This is a genomic window from Brachyspira catarrhinii, assembly GCF_005518285.1.
GTDB classification, from domain to species: domain Bacteria; phylum Spirochaetota; class Brachyspiria; order Brachyspirales; family Brachyspiraceae; genus Brachyspira; species Brachyspira catarrhinii.
Map to the genome: position 1 here is coordinate 1 of NZ_SJDU01000037.1, position 11,301 is coordinate 11,301.

Here is an 11,301-nt window from a genome sequence, read left to right on the forward strand (position 1 = left end):
AATAGTTATTATATTATATAATTTTTTTTAATCAATAGATTTTATTTGATATAAAAAATTATAAAAATAAAGAGGAGCTTAATGCCCCTCTTTTTAATTTACTTAATTATTTTATTTATCGCCGTTATTCTCTGGAAGTTGGAATAAAAGTAAAGCGGAACATAAAAAATTAAATATTTTATATAGAGTTAGAAATTCATTTGCGATTATAAACGAAGGAGAATTCGTAGCCGTTAAATCGCTTACGGCTTGACTTAACCAATTATAATTAGGATAATTTATAGCCCCAATTATATCATGCAATAAATAAAATATTACGCTTATTATTCCAGATAAACATAAATAATTAATTAAATTTTTATTTTTCATATATTTCAATGCTTCTTTATATCCACCAATTAGGCGTAATCTCTCCAAGCGTGATAACTTTTTTATTCTCATAATCGAGCATAATTTCAATTTCTTTATAATCGTTTGGCATTAATTGAACAAATAATTCTCTACAAGCTCCGCATGGAGTTCCCGTTTTACCGTTCGGCATAATCGTAAGAACTCTTTTAATTTTCTGTTCTCCGTTCGTTATCATATTAAAAATTGCGTTTCGCTCGGCGCATATTCCCAAAGTGGAACATGTGTCAATACAAACTCCCGTATATATTTTACCCGCTGCCGAGAGTATTGCGGATGCCACGCTTCCAGCTTCTATATAATCAGATATTTTTCTTTCGTTTTGAATATTTTTTGCAGTTTGATACATTTTTGTCCATTTATTCATTTAATTTCTCCTTAAAATAATTTCTTTATTTTATTAACATACTCTTTTGGATAATTTACGCTAATCTCTCCATGATAATAACCTTCCAATATTTCCAATTCGCTTGAATTAATCGTATTTTTTATTTTATACGCCGATTTTTTTATAATTTGCCTTTCTTTACTCCCTGCTAAAATAAGAGTTTTGATTTTGCAATTTCTCAGATTTTCTTTTATTTTATAATTTAAATTCGCTTTAATAAACGAAATTAAATTTTCTTTCGTTATTTTTGAAGTATCGTTATAATAAAGTTCGAACAAATCTTTTCTTATTCTTAAACTTTTAAATTGCAATTTAGAAAACAATTTTTTGCTAATTAATTTATATGTCATATTAATAAGAAATTCTACGAGTTTAGAAATATTTTTCATCGGATAAACCAAAGCGCTTTCTATAATGGCGTAATCGCAAATTGAATTTCTTTGAGACATAATTTCAAGCGCTATCTGTCCTCCTAAAGACAATCCGCAAATTAATTTTACTTTGCCGTTAAAATTATTATCTATAAAATTTATGATTTCTTTCGCGTTATCTTCTATTGAAGTAAAATTTTTATCGCTTCCAAAATGTCCGTCAAGTATCGGAATAATCAAACGATAATCGTTTTTGAGTAATTCTATCTCGTCAATATAATTCCACCAAGAAAGCCCGCCTCCATGCAGTAAAATTATAATTTCTTTATTTTTAATTCCGTATTCTTTTATAATCATTTTTTATTCTAAAAATTCGATTTTATAACCATAACGATTAAACCCGTAAGAGAGCTTATAATTACTAAAAATAAAGAACCTGGAAAAATCATTCCTTTTACATGAAACCATTTTTGAGAATATTCTTTATCCATATTTTCAGTTCCTTCAAGTCTAAATATTTTTAAATTGGCGAATAAAACCCAATCTATAAAAAATGTGTCCCAAGCTCCGACTATCAAAAATAAAACGCCTGCAAAAACAAATCCGTCCCAAAAACTATCCGCTCCAGCAAAAATAGCGCCCGCCGAAAGAATAACGGTAAAAATTATTATTCCAAAACTTTTTATTATAATAGTTCTTGCGCTTAAAGGCGAGGTTTCAATTCTTTTATGAGTTTTAAAATATTCTTCCTGTATTTCTGGAGGATAATTATGAATGCCAACCGCTGGATTTTTTATTGCTGGAATTATAACCAACGCCGTAAAAAATCCTATAAATATAATCGCTTCAATTAATATAATAAACCAATTCATTTTATAATTTCCTTTCTATTTCTAATTAAAATTATTATTTATCGTTATTTATTTTTGAAAATATAATTTTTTTATCTTTCAATTTTATTTTCTCAACTTTATAACCGTAATCCAAAAGTTCTTTTTTGTAAGTTAAAAAAGAATGGTCAATCTCAAAACCTGCGGCGTCTTTTATTTGATTAAAAGAAAGTTCGATTTTTTCTTTATTATATCGTTTAAAAATTAAATCGATGTAAATCCATAAATGGCTATACTTACTCATTATTTTTGCTCTCTAAATTTTAATTTATTTAATGTATATTTCCTTCAAATCTTGGTCTAAATGCATAATGTAAAATCGCTTCTATTAATTCGGTTGTTGCTTTGTCTGACTTGACATATATGTTTACACGGTGTAAATTTTTTAACATCCATAACTTTATATTATCTTTATTTATTTCTTTATACTTATTTATTATTAATTTTTTAAAATGTTTGTCATTACATAATGATTTTGCTAAAGTGCTTGGCGCGCTAAATCCATAATGTTGGCTTGTAAATCTTGCTATACTTTTAGAATTGGCTTTCCCTATTTTTAAAAATTTAGATTTATATATAAAAATATATATCGCAGAATGTTCAGGTGGTAATTTAGAAGGTTGTTTATGTGGGCATTTCATATCTTCAATTCTATAATATTCTAACTTATATCCTAAATTTTTTGTAATTTTTTTAATATATTTCATTTTATTCCTTATTTCGTTAACACAATCCATATAATAACCTCGCCAAATTTTTATTCTAATCCATAATATTTTTAATTTTCGATAAATCGCCACTGCATAAAGCTTCCATATTTTTAAAAATCTTTTCGGCGTTCCAATCCCACCATTTAATTTGAAGCAAATATTCTATCAAATCTTCGTTAAATCTTTTTCTTTTAACTTCGCAAGGATTACCGACTGCAACGGAATAAGGAGGAATATCTTTTGCCACAACGGAATTCGCTCCGATTATCGCTCCGTCTCCGATATGAACCGCGGGCAGGACGGTTACATTTTGTCCTATCCAAACATCGTTTCCTACGATAGTGTCTCCTTTCAATTTCAATTCCGACAAAGAAGGAGCGCTTTTTTCCCAACCGTTTCCCATAATATTAAAAGGGTATGTCGTAATCGAATTAATTCTATGATTTGCTCCGTTCATAATAAATTCGATTCCTTTTGCAATGGCGCAGAATTTTCCTATAATTAGTTTGTCGCCTATAAAATCGTAATGATGCGTTACATGACTTTCAAAATTTTCCGCTCCGTTAATGTCGTCATAATAAGTATATTCTCCGATAATTATATTTGGATTTTTAACGACATTTTTAATAAAGCATAAACTTGGAATTTTCGGATTAGGAAAAATTGCATTCGGATTTGGTCCCATATAACAACCTATTTAAATTAAAATCAATCTAAAAACTTGCCTTTAAAAAAATTCTCGTTTCCCGTTTTCTTTGCCGTAAGTTTGAAAATAACGCAACCGTCTGGGCAAACTATAACCTTGCTATATTTTCCGTCTCCGCCGATATTCTCCAAATCTCCTCCGCTTCGCACGGCTTCCATAACGGGAAACATTATCATCATTACTTTTGAGCAAATGCCTTGCCCTTCGGAATTAACGGGACAACCGTAAGCGCATTTATATTTGTCGCCAATCTCTTCGCCGTTTCTACAATATCCTTCCGTTTTGCTTCCTCTTAGAAATCCCGTCACTTCGATTTCAAATTGATATTCTTCGTCATACCATTTTTTCATTTTTTACCTCTTGAATTTAAATTTTATGAGCGGTTATAATCGTATAACTATTATAATTTATCGTTATGATAATATTATCCGCTTCGCAATACCAATTTTTGCCTTTCAAAAATATATTGCAATTTTTATCTAAAATTTTATTTTTGCAATACTCGACAATATTAACATTTTCTAATTTAAGATTTTTCTTAATTCTTTCAATTCCCATTTTAGTAGTATGAACATTATTTATATTGTCAAGTAATATTTGCTTATTTTTCACTATTATATTTCCTCTATCTATTGTAATTTATCACTTTGCTATAACTCTACAACATTAACTTGATTTCCATGTTCTTTTATAATATCAATTAAATCTTCAACTTTTAACCAAAGCGTTGCGGTATTTTCATTTGGATGAACGCCTATTATTTGTTTATCCTTAAGAAAATCTTTATCCAAATAGAAAGTAACCTTCAAATCTTTATCGTTTAGTAAGCCAAGTGGAGTTACCGAACCTGCAATCAAATTCATAATACTCATTAAATCTTGTTTTGAAGCAAAACTTAAAGGTCTTGTGCCATTATTATTTTTAAATTCTTTCAAATCGACTCTTTTGTTTCCTTTAATGGTTATGAGATAATAATTTTTTTTCTTATCATTACGAACAAATAAGTTTTTCGCATTATACTCTGGATATGGTATTTCTATTTCCGATAATTCATCCATATTAAAAACCGCTTTATGTTCTGTTATTTCATACCATATATTTTTACTCTTTATAAAATCATATATTTCTTGCTTATTCATAATTTTATATCTATTACAAATTACTATTTTTCTTCTTTCTTACTTATATTTTTTCTATTATTTTTTTAGCATACGAACAAGTTGCCTTTAAGTTCTTATTTAGTATCCGAGCGTTTTGTATAACATTCTCTACAAGTTTTTTAGCAATTCCCTGTCCTTCATAAGCGCTATCGACCTCCGTATGCGTTATGTTCCAAGTATCGTTTGTTTCTTCAAAATCGCATTCTCCGACTTGCTTATCCAAATCGTAAGCTATAGATTTTTTTTCTTTTTCTCTAAACTCTATTTTAATCATAATCTTTTTCCTCTCCCAATTTTTATTATTTCATAAAGTAATCCTGAAACAATTTTATAACAGGATGGTAAATTGTCAATAAATTTTAATTTATTGAATATTCCATTTACTATTTTTATCTTTTCTATAAGCTATTTTACCATATTCTAAATTTGCTATTTCCTTAATTGATTTATCAATTTTATATATTTCTTCTAATGCAACCACTTTTGAATCTTCAATACTATGATTTTTACCGCATAAAAATTGCCAACATCCATCATCGGCATCGTGACTAACATATAATATTGGTTTCTTTTCATCAAGTATATGAACACAAGTAATAGATGCAGTATTAGGTTTGTCTTTAAATGGAAATTTTTTAAATAAACTCATATTTACGCCTTCATTTCAAATTACTATCTTATTTAACAAACTACTAAATTGTAATTAACTATCATATATTATTGAAATTGGCATTTTTTTCATTGATGATTTACTATGCCACATTTTTCTCGTTGTCTTAATATTAGAATTCAAATATTCTTCGCTTAAATTTTTATAGTTCATTTGTTCTTCTGTATTTAGTTCTCTATGATAATTTTCATAATAAAATTTTGCTAATTCCATATTTTTATTTAATATACAAATATTGGCAATATCAAGTCCAAATTTCGCATATTTTTTCTCATTAAATTTTTCTATATATGATATCATCCAATCTTTTGCAAATTCTATATCTCTTAATTTTCTATAAAATAATATTTCCTCTTTTGCTATATTTACCAAATTTATTATTTCTTTTTTGAATTGGATTTCGTTTTTATATTCTACAAACTTACCATATCTAGAGGCGGGCTGTCTTGAAAATTCAAAATATAAAACATCGGATTGATTATAATCCCATAAAAAAGTTAAACCTATATTCAGATAAGTTCCTCTATCCCAATTTGACGGTTGAAATTCTACTACCGTAAAAAAATAATCATTATCGTCCAAATACAACCGAGATGTCCCCTTTTGAAAAACGCCAAGCGGAATTAAAATTTCCTTACAAACTTGTTTTATAATTTTTGAATGAATATTTTTATCTTCCATAGGTTAATTGTCTCATTAACAAATTACTATTTTTCTAACAAAATACTAAATTGTAATTTATCGATAATAATATTTCTTTATTCATTTTAATTTTCCTTAAATAATTTTTCCGCCAAATTTTTATTTAAAAGCAAATTTGAAATATATTTTCCGTCTTTGAAAACAGCCCAATTATTGAAAACGCAAGGGAGATTTTTAGCTTTTTCGACAGTGTCTACTTTTTCTATATTTATTTTAATTTTATTTTCTTTTGCAAATTCTTTTACTTCGATTATGCAGTTAGCTATGAAAGGACATTCATCGCTATAATAAATCGTCAAATCTTTATTTTTTATTTTCATTTGTTTCGCTGTTTCGTTAAAATACGGAGATTCTTTTCCAAAGTTTAAAGACAATAACTCGAACTCTCCGATATTATCTACGGTTTCAAATCCGAATTTTTCAAAAAATTTCTTTTCGGATAAATAAGGTTTTTTCTTTTTGGAACTTATAACGCAGATTCCGTTTTTCTTTTGTCTTTTAGCGTCTTCAATCGCGTATTTTAAAAGTTCTTTTCCGTAGCCTTTTCCCTTAAACGAACCCGCAACCCATAAACAATAAATATACATAAAATTATTTCCGCTCACGGGACAAAAAGATTTTTCAAGCGGAGCGTATTCTATAAATACTTTTCCTCTATCGTTTAATTTTCTAAATACATGTCCGTCTTTTATTCTCTCTTTAAGCCATTCTTTTTTTAATCTAACGCCGTCTTGATGCTTCTTATCCGAAATAGCGCAACAAATATGCTCGATGCAGATATTTTCTAAATTTAAATTAATATATTCGTTCACAATCTCTTTTTTTATTTTAAAAATTATTAGATTTTTTTAATTATTTTGCAAGGATTTCCCGCCGCTACAACATTTGAAGGAATATTTTTTGTTATAACGCTTCCGCCTCATATCGTGACATTATCTCCTATTGTTACTCCTGGTAAAACCGTTACATTTCCTCCAATCCAAACATTATTTCCAATTTTTATAGGCTTTGCATATTCTAATCCTTTATTTCTAGGTTCTATTTCCAAAGGATGCCCCGCCGTATAAAAACTGCAATTTGGAGCTATAAGAACATTGTCGCCAAACTCGACTTTAGCGCAATCCAATATTACGCAATTATAGCTCATATAAAAATTTTCTCCGACATAAATATTATAACCGTAATCGCAATAAAAATTTTGCTCAACCGTTATTTGATTTCCTGTTTTAGCAAATAATTTTTTTATAATTTTTTCTCTTTCGACAATATTCGATGGTTTTAAATTGTTATATTGATAACAAATATCTTTAGCTTTGCATCTATCTTCCACCAATTCTTTGTTAAAAGCCGCATCGTATAATTCTCCAGCAAGCATTTTTTCTTTTTCAGTCATTTTTATTCTCCATTTATTCAAACGAAATATTATTTAAAATGCATTTTATATTAAATTTATACAAATTCAATATAAATATATTCGCTCATAAAATTTTCTCCATTCCGATTTTTTGAATTTTAAGTCCGATGTTTTTATAGAATTGCATTGCGCTGTCGTTTCCTTCCCAAACATTTAAAGTGAGATTATAACAACCGATTCTTTTCGCGTATTCCAAAACATAATCGAACAATTTTTTTCCGATTCCTTTCCCCCTGCAATTTTTATCAACGCATAAATCGTCAATATAGAGGCTTCTATAATCGCATAAAGATTTTTCGCCATCGTTATTGATTAAAACACAAAAAGCGTAGCCTTCGATTTTTCCGTCCGTTTCGTAAACAAATATCGGTTTTTCTTCGTCTTTTATAATTTCTTTCAATTCTTCGTCCGTGTATTTTTTGCCGCCAGCTTTGAATAAATCGGGGCGAGCGTCCGAATGCACTTTATGAACTTGATAAAGTAAATTATTTATTTGTTCCATATCTTTTTCTTTTGCCAATCTTATCATAATTTTTTCTCCTTAAAAAAAGTTTTTTGAATATTTATTTTTATTTTTTTATTTAAATTCTATTTTTATAATTTGCATATTAAAAATTTTGTCGGTAAAAATATTAAAAAATTTGTATAATAATCTTATATCTTTTAATTTTCTATAACCGTTCATATAAGATTTGCTCGAAACATTTTCAAAATTATCGCTCCAACTTTTTAATTCTTCCAAATTATCAGAAATGCAAAAATAAGAGCCGACTTCTTTCATATCCATAGTTTTTAAAAGTCTTAAAACCATTTTCAATCCCGTTTTATTGCAAGTGTCAAAAGCCAAAGCGCCGCATTTAAAATATTCCGACATTTTAACGAAAAGATTTTTAACTTCTTCTTTTTTGAAATAATAAAAAACGCCCGAAGCCACAAAAATCACGCCTTTGTCTTTTTCGATTTTTTCAAACCATGAATAATCGTTTAAGTCGCAGGCAATATTAAATTCGTTATCTTGTTTCTCCAATAATTCTTCTCTCGTTTTTATAACTTCTTCAAAATCCAAATTATAGCCCTTGCATTTTCCGTTGTTCACGCTCGAAAATAAATCGTTTAATCCGCATCCTAAATTGACTACCGAAGCATCTTCTCGTTTTTTCAAATATTCTTTAATCTCGCATTCCAAATCGAATTCTCTTTGGGCGACTTCTAAAGCTCCATACAATCCAATAGCCGAATTAAAATATTTTTCTTTATCCGAAAAGTCGTAATCAATTTTATTAATTATGTCATCGGAGGATTTATCGCCAATTAAATCTGGAAATTTTTCTTTCGCTATTTTTCTCGAGTATAACGGAATAATCAAAGTTTCTTGAACCGTATTTTTTTCTATTTTTTGTTTCATGTTAATTCCTTAATTTTTATTAGAGTTTAATTATATATTAAAAATAAAAATACCGATAAAATCAGTCCTCGACTAACATAATGCCAGACGAGGACCTTATAAAGGAGGTTCATAATAAATTTACAAAGCAAATTTATTATATATAAAACCAAATCAAAAAATTATTTTATTTATAGATAATTATATCTCCAAAATAATAATATTTCAATACTTAATTCCATTTTTTTATTGTCATAACCTCGACTAAAATCTGCCGAAGACATGGCAATCTTTGTCATCGCCTCGCGGCGCACAGCGTGTGCGAGCCTGTGGCATAGCAATCCAATTTTGGAATAGCGCTTTTTATAACAGCAAGGTGGCTTCAGCCCCTTGTGTTTCCTCTGCAGTTTGCATGCAAGGGGTTAAAACCCCTTGTTATTTTGTTCGTTGTCATTGCGAGCTTCGGTAGAAGCGTGGCAATCCACTTTTTAGATTACTCGCCAACGGCGGGCTTTAGCCTCGGCTATAAAATAGCCTCGTAATGACAATTAAATCAAAAACAAAAAAAGTCGAAAGAGTATCTCTACTCTCTCGACCATTTTAAATTAGAAGGATTTGTGTTATACAACTTAAAACAAAGCAGTATAATTCTCGATATTGTCAATTAGTTATTTCCGCCGCCTAAACCGCCCAAATTAGGATTATAATATTCGTCATCCACTCTTATTTTACTTTCGTTATTGACTACTCTCGCATCCAAATAACCTCTCGTAAATCTTCTTTGAACGACATTAAATCTGTTCTCGCCTTCTCCGCTACCTTCGGCAAAAGCTTCTTCTGCAACGGTAACTATAGTTCCGTCCTTTAAAACGGCAACCGAACCTATACCGCATGCTTTAGACATTTGCATAGCGCTGTTTTCTTGCAATTTATCGGCATCGCTCAATACGGCTAAAGTAAGAAGCTCGTTTATTACGAAACCGTTCATATACTGTCCCGTCCTATTTCTCGTATTGATGAAATATGCCGAGCCGTCTGTTCCTTTAGCTATTTCAAAGTTATTTTCAGAATCATTGAAACTTGATTGTCCTGCCTGAGTAATGTCTTTTTTAGCGGCGGAAGCATCCTCTAAAGTAGCCGTATATATTCCTATAGGTTTTGCAACTTTATCTTTAGTAACATTCGGAACTGCTGCAAGCGTTACCGTAGTTCCGCTCACTGACAAGCCCGTAGCTATTTTGTAAGTATTTTGGTCAAAGTTATGACTAGGTCCAAATTTCCAAGTCGCTCCCGCATCTTCAGAATAAAGAACCAAAAGCCCTTGAGTGACATTAGCCGTGCCATTTTTTTGAATGAGAGTTAAAGGCAAAACAAATTTTTGTCCGTCAATTTTTCCTTTTCCCCATCTCGTATAAATGGAGTTATAGTTTGCGTTGACTTTTTCGCCAACATAAGCTTTAATAGCCTCGCTTCCCGTTAATGCTTCTGATGCGCCATCAGGAGTATATGTAATATTTAAATCCGTCCAGTCGCTGCTCCAAGTAATACTGTCCGAACCTGCCGTTCCTTTAATTATTTTTACCTCGGATACTAATCCGTTTCTTTCTGGCATTGCGCCAGAGCCTGATGCGGCTACTACCGTTATCTCGTTTCCATTGGCAAAAACCACGGCTGAAGCTTTAGAAAGCGTAAAGTCGTTTTTTGCAGAAGAGCCTAATCCTACTATATTGCCAGAGCCTTCTCCATAATTGAGTTCGTTTCCGCCTCTATTGTTCGCAAAATAGATTATATCCACTCTCGCATTTCCGTCTACGCCGACATCGTCCACTCCGCCTGCTCCGTATCTTTTTTCTAAGAACATAGCGATTCCTTTATTATCGTTGTAAGTAACCACAACTGGAGAACGATAATAAGCTTCGCCGTCCATAGAGTCGGCTAATAATCTGATATGAAGCATTTCGTTATTATAACCCGCCTTTTGCTCTTCATTTAACATACCATCGCTTCCGCCAACATTAGTGACTTTATCGTCTGGTCTTTCAAGCTCAAATCCTCCTTCCGTAGGTTTTTTACTTTTACAGCTTATGCCAACCCACGCAAGCAATAAAACTGTAGCTAAAACGATTAGCCTTTTTGTAAAATATTTTTTAGACATAATAATGTCCTCCTAAAATAGAATTTTTTATAAATAACGGAAAATAATTCATTTAAAGAATAATCTCCAATATTTATCGAACCTAATGCGAGTAAAGATTCCCGCAAAATGTTTAATGAAATTTTTAATTGATAAAAAAGTTTTGAGAATATATTTATGACTTGTCGAGACAATAATGGCGACATGACATGACATGACATGACAATCGTTTATACAGTATTTCAATTTACAGTGTCTAATCATCGTTTTTTCTCTTCACTTTCTACACTAATTATAACAAACTTTTAAAAAAAGTCAAGAAAAAAATTTATAATTTTCTTAAAAAAATTTATTTATTTTTATA

18 protein-coding genes are annotated in these 11,301 nt (G+C 30.0%); all 18 read right to left on the reverse strand.

The annotated features are described in order from the left end of the window. Window positions 1-111 precede the first annotated feature (111 nt). The 18 genes from EZH24_RS02535 to EZH24_RS02620 all read right to left on the reverse strand — a co-directional run bounded on the left by EZH24_RS02535 (window position 112) and on the right by EZH24_RS02620 (window position 10,958). Window positions 112-369, reverse strand: a complete 258-nt coding sequence (locus EZH24_RS02535; RefSeq protein ID WP_137997563.1) for a DUF998 domain-containing protein — start codon at window positions 367-369, stop codon at window positions 112-114. 16 nt (window positions 370-385) lie between these two features. Further along, on the reverse strand, window positions 386-775 hold the full coding sequence (locus EZH24_RS02540; RefSeq protein WP_137997564.1) for a cytidine deaminase family protein: 390 nt from the start codon (window positions 773-775) through the stop codon (window positions 386-388). Between the two features lie 11 nt (window positions 776-786). Beyond that, window positions 787-1,524 carry an alpha/beta fold hydrolase gene (locus tag EZH24_RS02545; RefSeq protein ID WP_137997565.1) on the reverse strand — a complete coding sequence of 246 codons (738 nt, stop codon included), beginning with the start codon at window positions 1,522-1,524 and terminating at the stop codon, window positions 787-789. 8 nt (window positions 1,525-1,532) lie between these two features. Continuing rightward, window positions 1,533-2,039, reverse strand: a complete 507-nt coding sequence (locus EZH24_RS02550; RefSeq protein ID WP_137997566.1) for a hypothetical protein — start codon at window positions 2,037-2,039, stop codon at window positions 1,533-1,535. Between the two features lie 34 nt (window positions 2,040-2,073). Beyond that, window positions 2,074-2,301 (reverse strand): hypothetical protein, encoded by a 228-nt coding sequence (locus EZH24_RS02555; RefSeq protein ID WP_137997567.1) that lies wholly within the window; start codon window positions 2,299-2,301, stop codon window positions 2,074-2,076. Between the two features lie 28 nt (window positions 2,302-2,329). Then, the gene (locus tag EZH24_RS02560) at window positions 2,330-2,764 is read right to left on the reverse strand and encodes a hypothetical protein (RefSeq protein WP_137997568.1); all 435 of its coding nucleotides are present in this window, start codon (window positions 2,762-2,764) and stop codon (window positions 2,330-2,332) included. Between the two features lie 55 nt (window positions 2,765-2,819). Continuing rightward, window positions 2,820-3,452, reverse strand: a complete 633-nt coding sequence (locus EZH24_RS02565; RefSeq protein WP_137997569.1) for a Vat family streptogramin A O-acetyltransferase — start codon at window positions 3,450-3,452, stop codon at window positions 2,820-2,822. A gap of 23 nt (window positions 3,453-3,475) precedes the next feature. Then, a complete protein-coding gene (locus EZH24_RS02570; protein ID WP_137997570.1) occupies window positions 3,476-3,823 on the reverse strand; it encodes a TIGR04076 family protein in 348 nt (115 codons plus the stop codon). Between the two features lie 16 nt (window positions 3,824-3,839). Next, complete coding sequence (locus tag EZH24_RS02575; protein ID WP_137997571.1) at window positions 3,840-4,085, reverse strand: DUF3781 domain-containing protein; 246 nt, start codon at window positions 4,083-4,085, stop codon at window positions 3,840-3,842. Between the two features lie 38 nt (window positions 4,086-4,123). Further along, window positions 4,124-4,612, reverse strand: coding sequence for a prolyl-tRNA synthetase associated domain-containing protein (locus EZH24_RS02580; protein WP_137997572.1), 489 nt, complete (start codon window positions 4,610-4,612; stop codon window positions 4,124-4,126). A gap of 43 nt (window positions 4,613-4,655) precedes the next feature. Continuing rightward, window positions 4,656-4,907 (reverse strand): GNAT family N-acetyltransferase, encoded by a 252-nt coding sequence (locus EZH24_RS02585; RefSeq protein WP_137997573.1) that lies wholly within the window; start codon window positions 4,905-4,907, stop codon window positions 4,656-4,658. Between the two features lie 90 nt (window positions 4,908-4,997). Continuing rightward, a complete protein-coding gene (locus tag EZH24_RS02590) occupies window positions 4,998-5,282 on the reverse strand; it encodes a hypothetical protein (protein ID WP_137997574.1) in 285 nt (94 codons plus the stop codon). Between the two features lie 54 nt (window positions 5,283-5,336). After that, window positions 5,337-5,984, reverse strand: coding sequence for a hypothetical protein (locus tag EZH24_RS02595; RefSeq protein ID WP_137997575.1), 648 nt, complete (start codon window positions 5,982-5,984; stop codon window positions 5,337-5,339). 86 nt (window positions 5,985-6,070) lie between these two features. Continuing rightward, complete coding sequence (locus tag EZH24_RS02600) at window positions 6,071-6,817, reverse strand: GNAT family N-acetyltransferase (protein WP_137997576.1); 747 nt, start codon at window positions 6,815-6,817, stop codon at window positions 6,071-6,073. A gap of 107 nt (window positions 6,818-6,924) precedes the next feature. Continuing rightward, window positions 6,925-7,398 carry a sugar O-acetyltransferase gene (locus tag EZH24_RS02605; RefSeq protein WP_236847039.1) on the reverse strand — a complete coding sequence of 158 codons (474 nt, stop codon included), beginning with the start codon at window positions 7,396-7,398 and terminating at the stop codon, window positions 6,925-6,927. An 85-nt stretch (window positions 7,399-7,483) separates the two neighbouring features. Next, entirely contained in the window at window positions 7,484-7,948 is a 465-nt protein-coding gene (locus tag EZH24_RS02610) for a GNAT family N-acetyltransferase (RefSeq protein ID WP_137997577.1), read from the reverse strand. Window positions 7,949-7,996: 48 nt separating this feature from the next. After that, window positions 7,997-8,824 (reverse strand): class I SAM-dependent methyltransferase, encoded by an 828-nt coding sequence (locus tag EZH24_RS02615; RefSeq protein ID WP_137997578.1) that lies wholly within the window; start codon window positions 8,822-8,824, stop codon window positions 7,997-7,999. A gap of 643 nt (window positions 8,825-9,467) precedes the next feature. Then, entirely contained in the window at window positions 9,468-10,958 is a 1,491-nt protein-coding gene (locus EZH24_RS02620; protein ID WP_137997579.1) for a hypothetical protein, read from the reverse strand. Between the last annotated feature and the right edge of the window lie 343 nt (window positions 10,959-11,301).

Excerpts from the sequence above, each read along its gene's own strand:
- EZH24_RS02535 (WP_137997563.1), bottom strand. The coding sequence starts at position 369 with ATGAAAAATAAAAATTTAATTAATTATTTATGTTTATCTGGAATAATA.
- EZH24_RS02540 (WP_137997564.1), bottom strand. The coding sequence starts at position 775 with ATGAATAAATGGACAAAAATGTATCAAACTGCAAAAAATATTCAAAAC.
- EZH24_RS02545 (WP_137997565.1), bottom strand. The coding sequence starts at position 1,524 with ATGATTATAAAAGAATACGGAATTAAAAATAAAGAAATTATAATTTTA.
- EZH24_RS02550 (WP_137997566.1), bottom strand. The coding sequence starts at position 2,039 with ATGAATTGGTTTATTATATTAATTGAAGCGATTATATTTATAGGATTT.
- EZH24_RS02555 (WP_137997567.1), bottom strand. The coding sequence starts at position 2,301 with ATGAGTAAGTATAGCCATTTATGGATTTACATCGATTTAATTTTTAAA.
- EZH24_RS02560 (WP_137997568.1), bottom strand. The coding sequence starts at position 2,764 with ATGAAATATATTAAAAAAATTACAAAAAATTTAGGATATAAGTTAGAA.
- EZH24_RS02565 (WP_137997569.1), bottom strand. The coding sequence starts at position 3,452 with ATGGGACCAAATCCGAATGCAATTTTTCCTAATCCGAAAATTCCAAGT.
- EZH24_RS02570 (WP_137997570.1), bottom strand. The coding sequence starts at position 3,823 with ATGAAAAAATGGTATGACGAAGAATATCAATTTGAAATCGAAGTGACG.
- EZH24_RS02580 (WP_137997572.1), bottom strand. The coding sequence starts at position 4,612 with ATGAATAAGCAAGAAATATATGATTTTATAAAGAGTAAAAATATATGG.
- EZH24_RS02585 (WP_137997573.1), bottom strand. The coding sequence starts at position 4,907 with ATGATTAAAATAGAGTTTAGAGAAAAAGAAAAAAAATCTATAGCTTAC.
- EZH24_RS02590 (WP_137997574.1), bottom strand. The coding sequence starts at position 5,282 with ATGAGTTTATTTAAAAAATTTCCATTTAAAGACAAACCTAATACTGCA.
- EZH24_RS02595 (WP_137997575.1), bottom strand. The coding sequence starts at position 5,984 with ATGGAAGATAAAAATATTCATTCAAAAATTATAAAACAAGTTTGTAAG.
- EZH24_RS02605 (WP_236847039.1), bottom strand. The coding sequence starts at position 7,398 with ATGACTGAAAAAGAAAAAATGCTTGCTGGAGAATTATACGATGCGGCT.
- EZH24_RS02610 (WP_137997577.1), bottom strand. The coding sequence starts at position 7,948 with ATGATAAGATTGGCAAAAGAAAAAGATATGGAACAAATAAATAATTTA.
- EZH24_RS02615 (WP_137997578.1), bottom strand. The coding sequence starts at position 8,824 with ATGAAACAAAAAATAGAAAAAAATACGGTTCAAGAAACTTTGATTATT.
- EZH24_RS02620 (WP_137997579.1), bottom strand. The coding sequence starts at position 10,958 with ATGTCTAAAAAATATTTTACAAAAAGGCTAATCGTTTTAGCTACAGTT.